We start from the raw sequence: 16,681 nt of genomic DNA, 5'->3' as shown, positions 1-16,681 counted from the left end.
GGTGCTGTCTGCAATCCGCCAACGCTCGAGTAGGAAGGCGGCTTGCCCTCCTGTTACTGACTTTGAATGTGTATGTCGTCATGGTGGCCGGTGCCGGTGAGGCAGCCGTCGAGGACGTCGGGTCGGGCGTCCGGGCAGGGCCGGTAGATCAGCCGGGAAGGCTCGTCGGGCTTGTAGCAGACCAGGGCGGCGACCGATCAGCGGCGGCGGGAGCGGCCTCGGACGCGGACCACGGGGGTGTGGCCGCGGCGGGACCAGGTGCGGGTGGTCGGCGACGGCACGGAGAAGCCGGCCTCGTCCTCGACGACGAGCCAGGCGTCGAGCGCCGCCCCGGTCCTTCCCCGCTCGGCCAGGTCTCCTTCACCCAGCCGGCCACCGCCGCCTCGTTGCGCTCGATCGCGCGGCGGGCGGGGATCTGGCAGCTCCGGCCGTGCCGCTTGAGCAGGGCGGCCACACCCTGGAGGGTGTAGCTCTGGTGGAACCGGCGTCCGATCAGCGTCTTGATCCGCGACAGGGTCCAGGGCTGGTCCGGCCGGCCGTGGGCCACCGGCCCTTTGAGCAGTGGCAGCGAGGCCGGGCCCTTCGCGGCCAGGGCTCTCGGTCCGCCCTGTGAGCAGGCCTTGCGCCGGCGCTGCACCGACCGGACGCTGAGCCGCAGGTCGTGCGCGATGACCGCGTTCTCGTCGCCGTGCCGGAACCGCTCGGCCGCCTCCATTCGTACCTTCTGGCGGAAGGCCCGGCGTTCGTCGGTCAGGCCACCGCCCTGGGGATACCTCATGCACTCGGGATACCGCAGGGAGCATGGGCCGTCAGCCCTACCGACACCACGCTTTGAAGGTCAGTAACCGGGGAGTTCCTGCTGTGTTCCGCGCCGCCTCGTGATGAGGCATCTCCGATGTGGGGTGCTCGGAGGGCCTGTCGGGTTCGGCTGTGGGTCCCTGGGGCCCTCCGCTTCGAGCCGGGATGGACGGGCTCGGCGTGACCCTTGTGGGGGGAGCGCTTGCTACCTGATGGAGTGTCAGGAAAGTCGGCGATGAGTCAGTGCGAACCCTGCTGGAGGATCCGAACCTGGTAAAGCATGCAGGTGGTTGAATCGCTCAAAGATCGACGGCTGGCCGGGTAGGGCAAATGGCGCTCATGTGAAATTGTGCAGGTTTTCCTCGCGTTGCCTTGCCCCTGGCGTGCGGCCCTGCCAGCCCCGTCGGGTCTGCCGTCCGAAGAGGATGCCGCCGGGTTCGAGTGGTGGGGGAGTGCCCGGTTTGAGGGGCCAGGCGATCAGCATGCCCACGACGAAGCCGACCACGTGGGCCACGTGCGCCACCGTTCCGGCGCCGGTGACGCCAGCGCCGGAGGAGTACGCCGCCTGGAGGGCGAACCACAGGCCCAGGACGATCCAGGCCGGCAGTCGCAGGGGCAGGAAGATAGGGAAGGGGGCCCGGCCCTCATAGGGTCAGGTCAGCGCCGGGCTCACCGCGCAGGCTGTCGCACGGCCTTCGTGCCTGGAAGCGGTGTCGCCGAAGGCTTTGGTGGGTTCTCGATGACGTTGCCGAAGATCCACAGGAAGAGCAGGTTGCCCAGCAGATGCAGCCAGCCGCCGTGCAGGAACATCGCCGTGAGCACACTCAGCTCGGGTGACTTGTCGTACGCCGGCGGCCCCACCACGCATCCCGGCCCCTGCGGGCCCACCCCCGTGCCGCCCGTGGGCACCAGGCGCGGCATCCGGTGCCGGATCAGCTCCTGCGGCACGGCCGCGTACCGGTCCAGGAACGCCTGGAGGCCGCACAGTTCCGCGAGACTGCTCCCGCTTCCCGTCAGGGAGCCGACGACACCGGGCGTGAGGAACACGAAGACGACGAAGTTCGCGGTGATCAGCGCGTAGGTGACCCACGGGGTGCGCCGTGCCGGATTCACGTCGTGAACGGGGATGACCACGTCCCACGTGTGCCCGCGCGGCCGCAGGCGAACCCGCCGCCCGTTGAACACCGTCGTCCGGCCCCGCGTATCCCTTCCCAACTGCCCACGGCGCGGGGAAGGGGCCGCGGGGCCGACGTGAGGAACGGACCATGAACGACCGAGTGACCGCTGCGATGCAGGCGCTGCCCGACGGGGAGGCGGAACTCACGCTCGTGGTGCGCCTCTCCTGGGAGGACATCGCCCGGCTCGGCCAGGAGGCGGGGCGGCTCGCCTCCCGGATGCAGCGGCCGGTGACGCTGGACGAGGCGGTGGGCCACCGCCTGCGCTCGGCGCGGGTCACCGCCGCGCACGCGAAGCCGGCGGGGGAGCAGCCGCCGGCGGCCGTGAGCGCGGGGGCCACCGGCGCGGCCGGTTTCGCCGCTGCCGGCGGCACCAGTGCCTCCGTGTCGTCCCTGCCGCCCCGGCCCGCGGTGGACCACGCGCGGCCTCCGGCGGAGCAGGCCCGGCAGGCGATCGAACGGATCAACGGGACCGCGTAGACGGAAGCGCGCGGGAGGACGGCTGTCAGGGCGTACGCGGCGACGGCCGTCCCGCCGTGGCGCGGATCTTCGTGGTGGCCTTGCGGGCCGCCACCAGGACCGGGTCCCAGACGGGGGAGAACGGCGGGGCGTAGCCCAGGTCCAGCATGGTCATCTGCTCCACCGTCATCCCGGCGGTGAGGGCGACCGCCGCGATGTCGACGCGCTTGCCCGCGCCCTCCCGGCCGACGATCTGGACCCCGAGCAGGCGGCCCGTGCGCAGCTCGGCGAGCATCTTCACCGTCATGGGGGAGGCGTTCGGGTAGTAGCCCGCGCGGCTGGTCGACTCGACGGTGACCGTCTCGAACCGCAGCCCCGCGCGGCGGGCGTCCTTCTCCCGCAGACCGGTGCGCGCGATCTCCAGGTCGCAGACCTTGCTGACCGCGGTACCGACCACGCCCGGGAAGGTGGCGTAGTCGCCGCCGACGTTCGAGCCGATGATCTGGCCGTGCTTGTTGGCGTGCGTGCCGAGCGCGATGTGCCGCTCCTGTCCGGAGACCAGGTCGAGCACCTCCACGCAGTCGCCGCCGGCCCAGACGTTCCCGTACCCGCGGACGCGCATCGACCGGTCGGTGAGCAGGCCGCCGTGCTCGCCCAGGGGCATCCCCGCCGCCCGCGCCAGGCCCGTCTCCGGCCGCACCCCGATGCCGAGCACCACCACGTCCGCCGGGTACTCGGCGTCCCCGGTGGCCACGGCCCGCACCCTGCCGTCGTCCCCGGTGAGCAGCCCGGTGACCTCGGCGTCGTTCACCATGGTGATGCCCAGGCCCTCCATCGCCCTGTGCACCAGGCGCCCCATGTCGGGGTCGAGGGTCGCCATGGGCTCCCGGCCGCGGTTGACGACGGTCACCTCGTAGCCGCGTCTGATCATCGCCTCGGCCATCTCCACGCCGATGTACCCCGCGCCGACGACCACCGCGCGGCGGCCGGTCGTGTGCTCCAGTGTGTCGATCAGGGCCTGGCCGTCGTCCAGGGTCTGCACCCCGTGCACACCGGGGGCGTCCATGCCGGGCAGCTCCGGGCGGATCGGCCGCGCGCCGGTCGCGATCACGAGCTTGTCGTACGACGTCCAGGACTCGGCCCCGGAACCGAGGTCCCGCGCGCGCACCCGGTTCCGGCCGGGGTCGATCTCCGTGACCTCGGTGCGCATCCGCAGGTCGATGTGGCGCGCGCGGTGCTCCTCGGGCGTGCGGGCGATCAGCTCGTCGCGTTCGGCGACGTCACCGGCCACCCAGTAGGGGATGCCGCAGGCCGAGAAGGACGTGAAGCGCCCGCGCTCGAACGCCACGATCTCCAGCTCGCCCGGCCCCCTCAGCCGGCGCGCCTGCGAGGCCGCGGACATCCCCGCGGCGTCCCCGCCGATCACCACCAGGCGTTCCGGTCCCTTCGCGGCCGGGCCCGCGCTGCCGCCCGTACCCGCACCCGTATCCGTGCTCGTAGTCGTGGTCATACGGCCACGCTACGGGGGCCGGTCACTTCGTATCCGGCTCCGGGGCCTCGTCCGGGGTCCGGGCCGTCGTACCCGCGGACGAGGTCCGGGACGCGGGAAGGGGAGGGGAGACGGGTGCCGGCTGCTCACGGCGGGGCAGCCCGGGACGTACGGCCTTCAGCCACAGCAGTGCGAGCAGGGCCGCCACCGCCGCGAACGGCAGGACCGCGCCGATCGCCACCGCGAGCCAGCGCAGCATGGTCACGAACGCGTCCCAGCCGCCCGCGAGCGCGTCCAGGAACCCGGGGTCGTCGTCCTTGGCGCTCCGCTCCACCTGTGTCTCGGCCAGGGTCAGGGTGATGGTGGCCAGGCTCGTGCGGTCCTTCAGGGACGCCTGCCGGGCGAGCAGGGCCTCCAGGTCGGCCTGGCGGGTGCTGAGTTCGCCCTCCAGGGTGACCACGTCGCTGAGCCGGGTGGCCTGGTCCATCAGCTCGCGGATCCGGACCACGCTGGCGCGCTGCGTCTTGATCCGGCTCTCGACGTCGACGACCTCGTCGGTGACGTCCTCCGCCTTCGCACTGCGTTCGACGAGCTTGCCGGCGCCCTCGAGGTCCGCGAGGACCTCGTCGTACCTGTCGGCGGGCACGCGCAGCACCACGCGCGTGAGCTCGTGGCCCTCCTCGTCCAGACGGGTGTCCTCGTCGCCGACGTAGCCGCCCGCGGTCCCGGTGGTCGTACGGGCCTCGGCCAGCGCCTTCGGCGCGTCCTCCACCCGCACGGTCAGCGTGGCGGTGCGGATGATGTGACCGGCGGCGGTGGACCGGTCCGCGGGCGGCGCACTCGCGCGCGAGCCGTCCGCCGAGCTGCCGGGGGCCCCTTCCCGCGGCGCCCCTCCCTCGGCCCCTTCTTCCGTGCCCGCCTGCGCGTGGGCCTGCGAGTCGGCGGCCTTGCCGTCGGCCGCGCCGGAGTCGGCGCCGCCGCATCCGGCCAGGGCGAGGACGGCGGCCAGCAGCAGGCCCGTCATGGCGTGGGCCGGCCGTGCGGATCGTCGTGTGCGCATGCGGGTTCCCCCCGGGGTTCGCGACCAATGACGTTCCTACGACGCCACAGGGCGGCGGAGCGATGGCGCGAAACGGTCCCGAAGCGGTCACGGTAGGGACTCGGGAGGGCCGGACGGCCCTGGTGGGGCCTTCGGTGGCGTCTGAGAGGGTGGAGCCATGAGCGGATCACACACGGGTGCGGAGCAGCGGGTCGTCGTCGTGGGGGCCGGCATCGCCGGACTGGCCGCCGCGCACCGGCTGCTCGGGCGCGGGGCACGGGTGACCGTGCTGGAGGCCTCGGAGCGGGTCGGCGGCAAGTTGCTGCCCGGCGAGATCGCGGGCGCGCGCGTGGACCTCGGCGCCGAGTCGATGCTGGCCCGCCGCCCGGAGGCGGTGAATCTCGCCCGCGAGGTGGGCCTTTCCGACCGGCTCCGGCCGCCGGCCACCGCGACCGCGTCGCTGTGGACCCGCGGCGCCCTGCGCCCCATGCCCAAGGGGCACGTCATGGGCGTCCCCGGCACCGCCGCCGCACTGGCCGGGGTGCTCTCCGAGGAGGGCCTCGCCCGGATCGGCCGGGACGCCGAACTGCCCCGCACCGAGGTCGGCGACGACGTCGCCGTCGGCGCGTACGTGGCGGCCCGGCTCGGCCGCGAGGTCGTCGACCGGCTGGTCGAGCCCCTGCTGGGCGGGGTGTACGCGGGCGACGCGTACCGGATCTCGATGCGCTCCGCCGTCCCCCAGCTGTTCCGGGCCGCGCGGACGCACACCTCCCTGACCGAGGGCGTCCGCGAGATCCAGGCCAAGGCCGCCACCGCCCAGCAGACCGGACCGGTGTTCATGGGCATCGAGGGCGGCGTGGGCACCCTCCCGCTCGCCGTCGCCGAGTCGGTACGGGCCCGCGGCGGGGAGATCCGTACCGGCACCCCGGTCACCGAACTGCGCCGGGAGCCGGCCGGCGGCTGGCGGGTCGTCACCGGGGAACGGGAGCTGCGCGCCGACGCCGTCGTCGTCGCCGTACCCGCCCCGGCCGCCGCCCGGCTGCTGCGCGCCGAGGCGCCCGGCGCCGCCGCCGAGCTGGCCGGCATCGAGTACGCCTCCATGGCGCTCGTCACGCTCGCCTACCGCCGCGCGGAGACCGGTCTTCCCGCGGGCAGCGGATTCCTGGTGCCGCCGGTCGACGGCCGCACCATCAAGGCGTCCACCTTCGCCTCGCGCAAATGGGGCTGGATCGACGAGGAGAACCCGGACCTCATGGTCCTGCGCACCTCCGTCGGACGGCACGGCGAGACGGAGATCCTCGGCCGTGACGACGCCGGTCTCGTGGAGGTCTCCCGGCACGACCTGTCGGCCGCCACCGGCCTGGACGCCGCCCCGGTCGCCACCCGCGTCACCCGCTGGCAGGACGGCCTGCCCCAGTACCCCGTCGGCCACCACGCGCGCGTGGCCCGCGTCCGCGAGCACCTCGCCGCCCTCCCCGGGCTGGCCGTGTGCGGCGCGGCCTACGACGGCGTCGGCATCCCCGCGTGCATCGCGAGCGCGTACGACGCCGCCGACACCGCCGCCGACCGGATCCACGGTGACGTCCCGCACGACGTGCGGGACGTCACCTCCACCCGGTGAAAAACCCTCCACGGAGGAGCAGGAGAATAAGGGACATGAGCGACGACGCCACCACCCCCGCACCCGACCGGATCCCGAACAAGGGCAAGCTGGCCAAGGACCTGAACGAGGTCATCCGCTACACCCTCTGGTCCGTCTTCAAGCTGAAGGACGTGCTGCCCGAGGACCGCGCCGGGTACGCCGACGAGGTCCAGGAGCTGTTCGACCAGCTCGCCGCCAAGGACGTCACCGTTCGCGGCACGTACGACGTGTCCGGTCTGCGCGCCGACGCCGACCTGATGATCTGGTGGCACGCCGAGAGCAGCGACCGGCTCCAGGAGGCGTACAACCTCTTCCGCCGTACCGGGCTGGGCCGTGCCCTCGAGCCGGTGTGGTCGAACATGGCGCTGCACCGGCCCGCCGAGTTCAACCGCTCGCACATCCCGGCCTTCCTCGCCGACGAGGAGCCCCGCGCGTACGTGAGCGTGTACCCCTTCGTGCGCTCCTACGACTGGTACCTGCTGCCCGACGAGGACCGCCGCCGCATGCTCGCCGACCACGGCAAGATGGCCCGCGGCTTCCCCGACGTGCGCGCCAACACGGTCCCCTCGTTCTCCCTGGGCGACTACGAGTGGATCCTCGCCTTCGAGGCCGACGAGCTGTACCGCATCGTCGACCTCATGCGGCACCTGCGCGGTTCCGAGGCCCGGATGCACGTCCGTGAGGAGATCCCGTTCTACACGGGCCGCCGCAAGGACGTCGCGGAACTCGTCGCGGGCCTCGCCTGATCAGGCCGCAGGCCGGGACTCCGTACGCCGCTCCGGCTCCACCCGTGGCGCCGGTTCCGGGCGCGGTGCGCAGGACGCGCGCCGCCCCGGGACCCGGCCGGTGAGCAGATACGCCTCCAGGTGGCCGTTCACGCAGGCGTTGGGCCCGCCCGCGATGCCGTGCGTACCGGTGTCCCGCTCGGTCACCAGCGCCGACCCCGCGAGCCGCCGGTGCAGCTCCAGGGCCCCCTCGTACGGGGTGGCCGCGTCCCGCTCGGCCGCCAGGATCAGCGTCGGCGGCAGCGCGCCCGCGCCGGCGCGCACGTCCAGCGGCCGCTGCCGGGGAGCCGGCCAGAACGCGCAGGGCAGATTCGTCCACACGTTGTCCCAGGTCTCGAACGGGGCCCGGCGGGCGAGCCGCGTGTTGTCCCGGTCCCACACCGCCCAGTCCGTCGGCCAGGGCGCGTCGTTGCACTCCACGGCGACGTACACCGAGCGCGCGTTCTCCGTCTCCACGGCCGCCTCCGGATGCGCCCGCGCCTGTTCGACCAGCGGCCCGGGATCGCCCTTCAGATAGGCCGACAGGGCGTGCGCGCGATGCGGCCAGTGGTCGTCGTAGTACCCGGCCTGCAGGAACGCCCCCTGCAACTGGCCCGGCCCCACCGTCCCGCCCGCCGGTTCCTCCGCGAGCCGCGCCCGCGCCGTCTCGTAGCTGCGCTGCACCTTGCGCGGTGTGTCGCCCAGCCCGTACACGTCGTCGTGCCGGGCGACCCACGTCCGGAAGTCCGCCCAGCGGTCCTCGAACGCCGCCGACTGGTCGAGGTTGTTGCGGTACCAGATCTGCGCCGGGTCCGGGTCCACCGCCGAGTCGAACACCATCCGCCTCACGTGCGTCGGGAACATCGTGGCGTACAGCGCCCCGAAGTACGTCCCGTACGACGCCCCCATGAAGGTCAGCCGGGGCTCCTCGAGCGCGGCACGCAGCACGTCCAGGTCACGGGCGTTGTTCAGGGAGTGGTAGTGCCGCAGCGAGTCGCCGACCCGCTCCGCGCAGCCGCGCGCGTACGCCTTCGCCCGCGCGACGCGCTCCCGCTTGTACGCCTGGGAGGGGTGCGCCGGCGCCTGCGTGGGGCCCTGGGCGAACGTCCTCGGGTCCTGGCAGGACAGCGGCGCGGAACGGCCCACCCCGCGCGGGGCGTAGCCCACGAGGTCGTACGCCGCCGCGATGCGCTTCCACTCGGGGAGCAGACCGATGAGCGGGAAGTACGTCCCGTCGGAGCCCGGCCCGCCGGGGTTGTGGACCAGCGCGCCCTGCCGGGGCACGGCGCGCCCGCCGCTCTTCCCCGTGCCGTCGCCAGGGTTCTTCCCGGTGGCGCGGACGCGGCTGACGGTGAGTTCGATCTGCTTGCCGTCCGGGCGGGCGTAGTCGAGCGGGACGGTGACCGTGCCGCACTTGATGATGCCCGGCAGGTCCTGCGCGTCGGGGCACGGGCCGAACGCGATGCCCTCGGCCGCGGCGCGCGCGGCGGCCACCGCGGTGCCGCGCAGCTCGGCCGCGCCGGGGGCGTGCGGGGCGGCGACGGCACCCGGGACGGTGGTGGAGCCACCGGCCGGCGCGACGGCCAGGGTGGTGAGCAGCAAGGACCCGGCGGCCGCGTGGACGACGGCAGTTCTCATCGCGTATCCCTTCGGTGCACGCCGGTTGCACGGCGATCGACACCAGGGATGCTTCGTCCAGCGGACGGGGCAGGGCAAGCACCGCCGGGGGGTGTCGCCGTCAGTGCTTCCGTGCGCCCCCGGAACCGGAGCCGGAACCGGAACCGGAGCCGGAACCGGAATCCAGGTGGTGTTCGCGGTGTGCGAAAGCCGCACGCAGATCCGGTTCACCCACCGCGCGGATGCCGTGCACGGCGACCGACGTGAGATACGTACGGTCATCGACGGAGGTGCTCGCTCCGGCCGGGGCGGGGCACCCGGCAGCCGTCGGCCGGCCGGGGAGGCCCAGTGCGCGTACGGAGGGATCTCGATCCGCGCGATGGCCAGACAGCCCAGGGTCAGTGTCAACGGCAGCGCGAACCACAGGGCGACCAGAGGGCGCGGCAGGTACGACGCGGCCGGCAACAGCAGCGCGGCGGCGCCCAGTCCGGCCACGGCCGGCGCGGCGAGCCGGACCTGCCGTATGCCGTCGGAGATCGTCGCGGCCGCGCCGTCGGGCACGGCCGGCCCGGCCCGCTCCAGCCGGTCGGCCAGGCCGCGCACCGCGTCCGCGGCCGCCGCGGCGGCCCGCACCGGCGTGATGGGGGACTGCCCCTGGGGCCGATGGCCCCTGTCACCGACCGCTCCATGTCGTCCCGCCCGAGCGGATCGACCACGGTCACCCAGCCGGTGCGGGCCGGCAGCAGCCGGCGCTGACGCGCCATGGCGACCAGGGTGACATCGGCGACCCGCCACGGACCGCCGGACAGGAACGCCGTCTCGTACAGCGTCAGATCACGCCCCTCGCCACCGCCGGCCGCCTCCACGCCGTGGACGGCCGCCGCGCGTACGGCGGCCAGGCACAACCGTGTGCACGCGGCGCCGGCGACGGCCCAGGAGGCGAGCAGGAGGAGCACCCAGAGCATGACTTGTCTGTAAACGGCACGGTTCCGGAAGCACCATGCCCTGTTCACCATCCGGACGGAGTGTTGTCCGCCTGTGACGTTCCGTTTGAGTGGCCCCGGCCTCAACGCCGCAGCAGCACCCGCCGGGTGGCGCGCGCCAGCCGTACCGCGGGCCGGCGCGATCGCGGCCCGGGCCCGGACCGCTCCAGCCACCACTCCCGCAACTCCCGCAACGGCAGCTGCCCGTGCTGCCGCTCCCGCTGCCCGGAGGCGAGCAGCAACTGCTCGACGAAGTCCAGGGCGTCCTGCCGGTAGCCCCCGGTCATCGGCCGCTTCCGGGCATGGGCGAGGAAGGCCGCCCGGTACCGCTCGCCGAGCATCACCGGCAGCTCGGGCGCGACCTTGGCGACGACGTCCGCCCGCTTCGCGGCGAGAGCCCGCGCCTGCACGGCCATCCGCACCCGGTCGAACCCCTCGGGCACGGGGGTCCCGGCGACCAGGGAGGACAGCACCGCCGTCTGGGCGAGCGCGACCCGCTGCCGCGCGGGTTCGCAGGAGCCGGCTTCCCTTACGGAGCCGGAGCCGGAGCCGGAGCTCTTCGCCCGGGCGTTGCCGATCCGGGCGGTCGCCCCCTGCTCCACCGCCTCCCGAATGGCCGCCAACTCCCCTTCCAGTTCGCTCGGTCCGGGGAAGTTCTCGTCCCGCTCCAGGAGCACACCGGGAGGGGAGACCCGGGAGGCGAGGTCGGTGAGGATGTCCAGCACCGGCCGGGACACGGGGTGGGCGTGGCTGTCGTGCCAGACGCCGTCCCGCTCGACGCCGCCCGCGACATGGACGTACGCGAGGGCCTCCAGGGGCAGTTCGGCGAGCGCCTCCGCCGGGTCCTCGCCGCGGTTGACGTGGTTGGTGTGCAGATTGGCCACGTCGATGAGCAGCCGTACGCCGGTGCGGTCGGCCAGGTCGTACAGGAATTGGCCCTCGGTCATCTCCTCGCCGGGCCAGGAGAACAGTGCCGCGATGTTCTCCACGGCGAGCGGTACGGGCAGGGCGTCCTGGGCGATCCGGACGTTCTCGCACAGCACGTCGAGCGCGTCCCGGGTGCGCGGCACCGGCAGCAGGTGCCCGGCCTCGAGCCGAGGGGGGACGCTGAGCGGCCCACCCGCCCGCACGAACGCGATGTGCTCGGTGACCAGCGGCGCCCCGAGCGCCGTGGCCCGCTCGGCCAGCGCCTCCAGCCGCCCCGCGTCCGGCCGATCGGCCCCGCCGAGCCCGAGCGCGACCCCGTGCGGTACTACGGTCACCCCGCGCTCGCGCAGCCGCAGCAGCGACTCGGGGAGATGCCCGGGACACACGTTCTCGGCCACCACCTCGACCCAGTCGATGCCCGGCATCCGCTCGACGTCCCCGGCGATCTCCGGCCGCCACCCGATTCCCGTCCCCAGTCGCCCCATGCCACTGTCCCCCTCCTCCACCGGCCACCCTGTCGGCCCCCGCCGGACGTCCGTCCGTTCGGACGTGACGGGGGTATGGCCCCGAAGCCCGCGCCCGAACCGCGTCACGGTCACCTTCAGAGCAACATTTGAGCTTTGGGGAGGAGCCGCCGGGCGGGTGCCGGGACGAACGGGTCCGACGGAGACTTCGCCGACCCGCCTCACGGGCAGAGTGGTGGGGCTGGTGGGTGAGTGAACCCTTCAGAACCTGGCAGCTGTCGCGCAGGCCGAGGTGCCGCTCACCCGCGTCTGCGCGGTCCATGAGATCCACCGCAGGGTGCGCCCGGCCGCCGAGGGAGGTCGTGCCGCTCCCGGGCTGAGGGCACCCGGATGAGGCGCGGCCTGGAAGGAGCCACCGGACCGCCCCACGGTTGAGGCATGAACCTTTCCCCTGCACCGGCCTCGGCCGTGTCCACACGTTCCGTTTCCGCCACCGAACCTGTTCGTCCCCTCGCCGGTCGGGTGGCCGTGGTGACCGGGGCCACCAGCGGTATCGGCGCCGCCGTCGCCCGACGGCTGGTCCTCGGCGGCGCCTGCGTCGCCCTGATGGGCCGCCGCGAGCACAGGCTCGTGGAACTGGCCGACGAACTGCGTCCGGACGCTTCCGGCCGGATCCTGCCGGTGGCCGTGGACGTCACGGACCCGAAAGCCCTCGCCCGGGCGGCGGCAACCGTGCACTCAGGACTCGGCCGGGTCGACCTCGTCGTGGCCAACGCCGGCGCGATGCTGGGCGCACCCTTCGAAACCGCCGAGACCTCCGAGTGGGACCGCATGCTCGACGTCAACCTGCGCGGACTGCTTCACACCGGCCGCGCCTTCGCCGACGACCTGCTCACCGCGGCGCAGAACGGCCCGGCTGACCTTGTGCACATCGGTTCCGTCGGCGGTCACGACCTCTACCCCAACTGGTCCGTCTACTGCGCCACCAAGGCCGCGGTCGCCCACCTGACCCGCAACCTGCGAGCCGAACTCGGACCGCGCAACGTACGGGTGCACATCGTCGAACCCGGCGTCACGGCCACCGAATTGGGAGACGACATGCTCGACGGGGACATGCGTACCGTCCTGGCACAGATGCGCACCGGCCTGCAACCTCTGTCTGCCGACGACATCGCCGAGTCCGTCGCATACACCGTCATGGCACCGGCCAATGTGAACATCGCCGAGCTGATCGTGGTCCCGGTGCAACTCGGCTGACGCAGACGTACCCCCCGATGTGAGGGTCTCTTTCCCGCCCCGCGCCGTGACGATCCCGGCACGGGGCGGGTCGGCGTCAGCCGGTGGTGAAGCGGCGGCCGTCATCGAGGTCGGCGAGGAGGCCCGGGCGGCCGGCTCCCGGACGGCAGCTTCCCGGTGGCCGCGTCGCGTTTCGCGTTGCCGGTGTGCGTCAAGCCGATGCCGACGAGGGGCTTGCCCGTACCGGCCGGCGCGTCACCGGGCGCCCGCACCACGGCCGGACCGGCGGCCACGGGGCCGGCGAACCTCTCGGCGGCGATGGCGCCGCACTCGAACACGAGGTGGATGACCGCGTATGTCGGCTGCGGCCTTGCGCAGGCAGTCCAGCACGTCGAGGCCGCCGCGGTGCACCTCGGCTCGTACTAGTGGTGGTCGTGCACCAGGATGTCGGGCGCGAAGTGGGCGACGGCTGCGATCAGACGGTCCCGGTCGAGGCGCCACCCGGTCACCGCCCGGGAGGCCGTCGCGACCTCGGCCGGAACCGGCACGAGACGCTCCAGGGCGGCACGGGCCCCCGGGCCGTCACCGGACAGGGCCGGAGCGCCCTCCCGCCGGGTGACCCCGACATAGGGCACGGAGGAGCGGCCCGCGGCCTGCCGCCAGAGCACCACACCGGTGATGTCGCCCCACGGCACATGGGCGGTGGTGGCCCTGTACCGGGCAGGGCTCCCGCCGAGCAGCACACCTGTCCCGTCCACCCGGAACGCGACCTTGCCGCTGAACGCCACGTACGCCATGAACAGCCCGCCCGCGCCGAAGAGCGGCAGCCCCAGAACGCGCGCATACAGCGGCATGTCCGAGAACAGCAGGACCGCGGTGAAGACGGCGGAGACGGCTACGACTCCCGTGGTTCGGAGGTCCCAGCCGTAGCGCGCCTGGTACACGGGCGAGGTGGTGTCGGCCATGGCCGAATCATGGCAGTGACCGTCTCGAGGGGAGAAGGGGGCCGGCGTCGACGGCGCCGGCATCGCAGCCGCCGCTGACACCGGGCAGAGGTCTCACCGGAGGGACGGGTGGTCCGCCACCACCGTGCTGGAGCCCGGGGCGACTTCCGTGAAGCCCGCGTCGCGGACCAGGGGGAGACCGCTGGTGGTCAGGGTGGTCCAGTGGGACGGGGCGGCGGGGCGGACGGAGAGGGGGAAGCCGGCGTCGCGCCAGGCGGTGCGGTCCTTGTCGGTCAGCTCCCACCAGGCCAGTTGGGCCGCATGGCCCGCCTGGGCCATCGCCTTGCCGGCCGACATGTCGAGGTCGGGGTTCAGCCAGAGGACCGGGGCCGTGAGGTCCGCCGGGGGCGGGGACTCCGGGTCGGCCAGGTCGGTGCCGGAGACCTGGAGGCGGGCCAGGTCCTTGGGCCAGCCGTCCAGGGGGACGGGCGGGAAGACGCGGACCTCCGCCGACTTGCCGGTGACCGTGATGCCGGGCAGGGCCTCCGCGCGGCGCCACTCCGCGCCGCGGGCCCTGCGGACCACCTTGCGGATACGGGCGTCCTGCCAGTCGCGCATCGCCTGCGCCCACTCGCCCTCGCCCACCGACCGCTCGTCCGCCAGCATCGTCAGCACCGCGCGGGCCGCCGTCTCCAGCGCGTCCGTACGGGCCGGAGGCGCCGGCCGCTCGATGCGTGCCACCAGGGGCAGCACGAACTGGGGGGCCTCGTCGCGGGAGCCCGGGTCGGAGCGGAAGGGGCTCGCGGTGCCCGCGGCGGCAGGCGTCCGGTCACTGGTCCGGTTGTTGTCCACATCGTTCACACGGCCAGTCTGCCAAGCCGCGCCGCGGTTTCGTCAGCCGGAGCAGGCCGTGCGCTGGGCCTCCTGCCTCCCCCGAGTCCTCGACTTCGCTCGAACAGGGGGACCCCCATGCACACCGGACACATCGTGATGCCCTTGGACGACTCCGGGTACTCCGTCGGTTCCCGGCACAGCACGCACTCCGCGTACGGGGGCCCGTCGGCCTTGGACGGCCCGGACGCTTCGATCAGGCAGTAGTCGTTGTCGGTCATACCTCCGGCCCAGGACGGTCAGGTGCGTCCGTTCGCCGTCGCGAGCAGGTCGGAGACCTTCACGAAGCGGTAGCCCTGGCGGCGCAGCTCCGGGACGATCGCTCGTACCGCCCGCTCGGTCACCGGGGCCGCGCTGCGGGTGCAGTGCAGGACCACGACGGAACCCGGGCGCACTCCGTCCAGGACCTGCCGGGCCACCGCGTCGGCGTCCGTGGCGAAGGCGTCGCCGCCGACCACGTCCCACTGCACGGCGGTGACACCGGCCGGGGTGAGTGCCTTCAGTGCCTCGCGGTCGTAGCACCCGCCGGGGAAGCGGAAGTACGGCATCGGATCCTCCACGCCCACCTCGCGGAACGTCGTGTACGCCCGCTCCACGTCCGCCCGCATCCGGTCCCGGCCGACGGCCGGCAGGCCGTAGCAGTCGTCCGTGAACGCGTAGTGGCTGTACGAGTGGTTGGCGACCTCGAAGAGCGGGTCCCGGCCGATGGAGCGGGCCTGGTCCGGGTACTCCTCGGCCCAGCGCCCCGTCATGAACACGGTGGACGGCACCTTCAGCGCGCGCAGGGCGGCGATCAGCCGCGGATGGTCGAAGCGCTCGCCCGCCGCCGCGCGCGGGCCCTGGTCGGCGGTCATGTCGGCGTCGAAGGTGAGGGCGACGGTCTTCCCGGCGGTCCGGGGGGCGTTCTCGAAGACCGGGGTCAGGCCCGCCGGTCCCGGGGCCAGGGTGGGCGGGTGCGTGGAGGGTGTCGCGGGGGTGGCGGAGGGGGCGCCGCGGGGCAGCTGCGCGGGGTGGGGGGCGCCGCAGGCGGCGAGGGCGGCGAGCGCGGTGGTGAGGGCGCAGAAGGCTGCCGCTCGGCGTACCGGTGTGATCACCGTATGAAGGTATGGGCTGTATCAGGCGATTCGTCTTCGTTTGCCGACGGGCGCGGTGGGGCGCCACTCGGGTGGCCGAGTCCGGGGGTGACCCGTTCCCGCTTCCGCTTGCGGCGTGGGGTGTGCGGGACTAACGTACAACCAAATGGTTGTAGATGGCTTGACCGACGACAGCGTGGACCGGCTGTTCCACGCCCTGGCCGACGTGACACGTCGCGACATACTCCGTCGTTGTGTGCGGGGTGAGCTGTCCGTGTCACGTCTGGCCGAGGCATACCCGATGAGCTTCGCCGCGGTGCAGAAACACGTCACGGTGTTGGAGCGGGCCGGTCTGGTCACCAAGCAGCGCCGCGGCCGGGAGCAGCTGGTGCGGACCGACCCCGACGCGGTGGGCAGGGCGCGGCGGGCCCTCGACGAACTGGAGACGGCCTGGCGGGCGCGCGTGGACCGGATGTCCGGTCTGCTGGCGGACGAAGCCGGGGCCGAGGCCGCAAACGGCGCCGGAACCGCAAGCGGCGCCGGAACCGCAGCAAGGTCAGGCGACAGCAAGGAAACGACGGAAGGACAGGACCGATGACTGTCACGAGCGTGGACAAGGATGCCGACCGGCTGACCCTCACCGTGATCGCGGACTTCACCGCACCGGTCGAGAAGGTGTGGCAGCTGTGGGCCGACCCGCGGCAGCTGGAGCGCTGGTGGGGGCCGCCGACCTACCCGGCGACCGTGGAGGAGCACGATCTCACCCCGGGCGGGGAGGTCAGGTACTTCATGACCGGCCCGGAGGGCGAGAAGTTCGGCGGCTGGTGGCGGATCGCGACGGTGACGCCGCCCACGTCCCTGGAGTTCACCGACGGCTTCTCCGACCAGGACGGCAGGCCGAACGCCGAGATGCCGACCACGACGGTACGGATGACGCTCGGCGAGCACGAGGGCGGGACCAGGATGGAACTGCGCTCGGTCTTCGACACCCGGGAGCAGATGGAGCAGCTGGCCGGGATGGGCATGGTCGAGGGGCTGCGGGAGTCGATCGGGCAGATGGACGGCCTGCTGGCGGTGGCCTGAGCCGCGTGCGGGCCGGGGGCCGGCCGGGGGGACGCGGGCCCCGGGCAGCGCCGTGGAGTCAACGGCGGCCGTGGCCCGGGTGCCCCCACTTAGGGGA

General features: G+C 73.4%; 13 protein-coding genes and 5 pseudogenes. 6 read left to right on the top strand and 12 right to left on the bottom strand.

Annotated features, from left to right (window positions below; translation table 11 throughout):
* Nucleotides 1-122: 122 nt before the first annotated feature.
* From ACFWVE_RS29855 to ACFWVE_RS29845, 3 pseudogenes are all read right to left on the bottom strand, one after another.
* Nucleotides 123-281: pseudogene (locus tag ACFWVE_RS29855) on the bottom strand (DDE endonuclease); the annotation flags it as partial.
* 2 nt (nt 282-283) lie between these two features.
* Nucleotides 284-778: pseudogene (locus ACFWVE_RS29850) on the bottom strand (winged helix-turn-helix domain-containing protein); the annotation flags it as partial.
* A gap of 357 nt (nt 779-1,135) precedes the next feature.
* Nucleotides 1,136-1,932 (bottom strand): annotated as a pseudogene (locus ACFWVE_RS29845) (rhomboid family intramembrane serine protease).
* A gap of 131 nt (nt 1,933-2,063) precedes the next feature.
* Here ACFWVE_RS29845 and ACFWVE_RS29840 point away from each other — a divergent pair.
* Nucleotides 2,064-2,453 carry a hypothetical protein gene (locus ACFWVE_RS29840; RefSeq protein WP_384020597.1) on the top strand — a complete coding sequence of 130 codons (390 nt, stop codon included), beginning with the start codon at nt 2,064-2,066 and terminating at the stop codon, nt 2,451-2,453.
* 25 nt (nt 2,454-2,478) lie between these two features.
* On the opposite strand, the gene ACFWVE_RS29835 is transcribed toward ACFWVE_RS29840, so the two are convergent.
* Both ACFWVE_RS29835 and ACFWVE_RS29830 read right to left on the bottom strand, forming a co-directional pair.
* Entirely contained in the window at nt 2,479-3,942 is a 1,464-nt protein-coding gene (locus ACFWVE_RS29835; protein WP_384020594.1) for an FAD-dependent oxidoreductase, read from the bottom strand.
* A gap of 22 nt (nt 3,943-3,964) precedes the next feature.
* Nucleotides 3,965-4,981 (bottom strand): DUF4349 domain-containing protein, encoded by a 1,017-nt coding sequence (locus ACFWVE_RS29830; RefSeq protein ID WP_384020591.1) that lies wholly within the window; start codon nt 4,979-4,981, stop codon nt 3,965-3,967.
* A 157-nt stretch (nt 4,982-5,138) separates the two neighbouring features.
* Here ACFWVE_RS29830 and hemG point away from each other — a divergent pair, with 157 nt between their 5' ends.
* Both hemG and hemQ read left to right on the top strand, forming a co-directional pair.
* Nucleotides 5,139-6,581 (top strand): protoporphyrinogen oxidase, encoded by a 1,443-nt coding sequence (gene hemG, locus ACFWVE_RS29825; protein ID WP_384020589.1) that lies wholly within the window; start codon nt 5,139-5,141, stop codon nt 6,579-6,581.
* A 35-nt stretch (nt 6,582-6,616) separates the two neighbouring features.
* Nucleotides 6,617-7,348, top strand: coding sequence for a hydrogen peroxide-dependent heme synthase (gene hemQ / locus ACFWVE_RS29820; protein ID WP_384020586.1), 732 nt, complete (start codon nt 6,617-6,619; stop codon nt 7,346-7,348).
* Here the strand turns inward: hemQ and ACFWVE_RS29815 are convergent, their stop codons facing one another.
* The 3 genes and pseudogenes from ACFWVE_RS29815 to ACFWVE_RS29805 form a co-directional block, all read right to left on the bottom strand.
* The gene (locus ACFWVE_RS29815; protein ID WP_384020583.1) at nt 7,349-9,004 is read right to left on the bottom strand and encodes an alpha/beta hydrolase; all 1,656 of its coding nucleotides are present in this window, start codon (nt 9,002-9,004) and stop codon (nt 7,349-7,351) included.
* A gap of 100 nt (nt 9,005-9,104) precedes the next feature.
* Nucleotides 9,105-9,948: pseudogene (locus tag ACFWVE_RS29810) on the bottom strand (TIGR04222 domain-containing membrane protein).
* Between the two features lie 101 nt (nt 9,949-10,049).
* Nucleotides 10,050-11,378, bottom strand: coding sequence for a DUF692 domain-containing protein (locus tag ACFWVE_RS29805; protein ID WP_384020581.1), 1,329 nt, complete (start codon nt 11,376-11,378; stop codon nt 10,050-10,052).
* Between the two features lie 510 nt (nt 11,379-11,888).
* On the opposite strand from ACFWVE_RS29805, the gene ACFWVE_RS29800 reads away from it, so the two are divergent.
* Complete coding sequence (locus tag ACFWVE_RS29800) at nt 11,889-12,614, top strand: SDR family oxidoreductase (protein WP_384020578.1); 726 nt, start codon at nt 11,889-11,891, stop codon at nt 12,612-12,614.
* A gap of 401 nt (nt 12,615-13,015) precedes the next feature.
* Here ACFWVE_RS29800 and ACFWVE_RS29795 read toward each other — a convergent pair whose 3' ends face one another.
* From ACFWVE_RS29795 to ACFWVE_RS29780, 4 genes and pseudogenes are all read right to left on the bottom strand, one after another.
* On the bottom strand, nt 13,016-13,558 hold the full coding sequence (locus tag ACFWVE_RS29795) for a hypothetical protein (protein ID WP_384020575.1): 543 nt from the start codon (nt 13,556-13,558) through the stop codon (nt 13,016-13,018).
* A 93-nt stretch (nt 13,559-13,651) separates the two neighbouring features.
* Nucleotides 13,652-14,389, bottom strand: coding sequence for a peptidyl-tRNA hydrolase (locus ACFWVE_RS29790; protein ID WP_384020609.1), 738 nt, complete (start codon nt 14,387-14,389; stop codon nt 13,652-13,654).
* A gap of 42 nt (nt 14,390-14,431) precedes the next feature.
* Nucleotides 14,432-14,649 (bottom strand): annotated as a pseudogene (locus ACFWVE_RS29785) (hypothetical protein).
* An 18-nt stretch (nt 14,650-14,667) separates the two neighbouring features.
* Nucleotides 14,668-15,522, bottom strand: a complete 855-nt coding sequence (locus ACFWVE_RS29780; RefSeq protein ID WP_384020572.1) for a polysaccharide deacetylase family protein — start codon at nt 15,520-15,522, stop codon at nt 14,668-14,670.
* 145 nt (nt 15,523-15,667) lie between these two features.
* Between ACFWVE_RS29780 and ACFWVE_RS29775 the strand changes: the two genes are divergently transcribed.
* Nucleotides 15,668-16,099 carry an ArsR/SmtB family transcription factor gene (locus ACFWVE_RS29775; RefSeq protein ID WP_384020569.1) on the top strand — a complete coding sequence of 144 codons (432 nt, stop codon included), beginning with the start codon at nt 15,668-15,670 and terminating at the stop codon, nt 16,097-16,099.
* Nucleotides 16,096-16,584: an SRPBCC domain-containing protein gene (locus ACFWVE_RS29770; protein ID WP_384020566.1), complete on the top strand. Its 489-nt coding sequence runs from the start codon at nt 16,096-16,098 to the stop codon at nt 16,582-16,584. The genes ACFWVE_RS29775 and ACFWVE_RS29770 overlap by 4 nt, the downstream gene beginning before the upstream one ends.
* Nucleotides 16,585-16,681 lie beyond the last annotated feature (97 nt).

The organism is Streptomyces sp. NPDC058632 (assembly GCF_042717095.1).
GTDB lineage: Bacteria > Actinomycetota > Actinomycetes > Streptomycetales > Streptomycetaceae > Streptomyces.
Note: the sequence above shows the minus strand (reverse complement) of the source record. Positions and strands in the feature narration are given on the sequence as shown.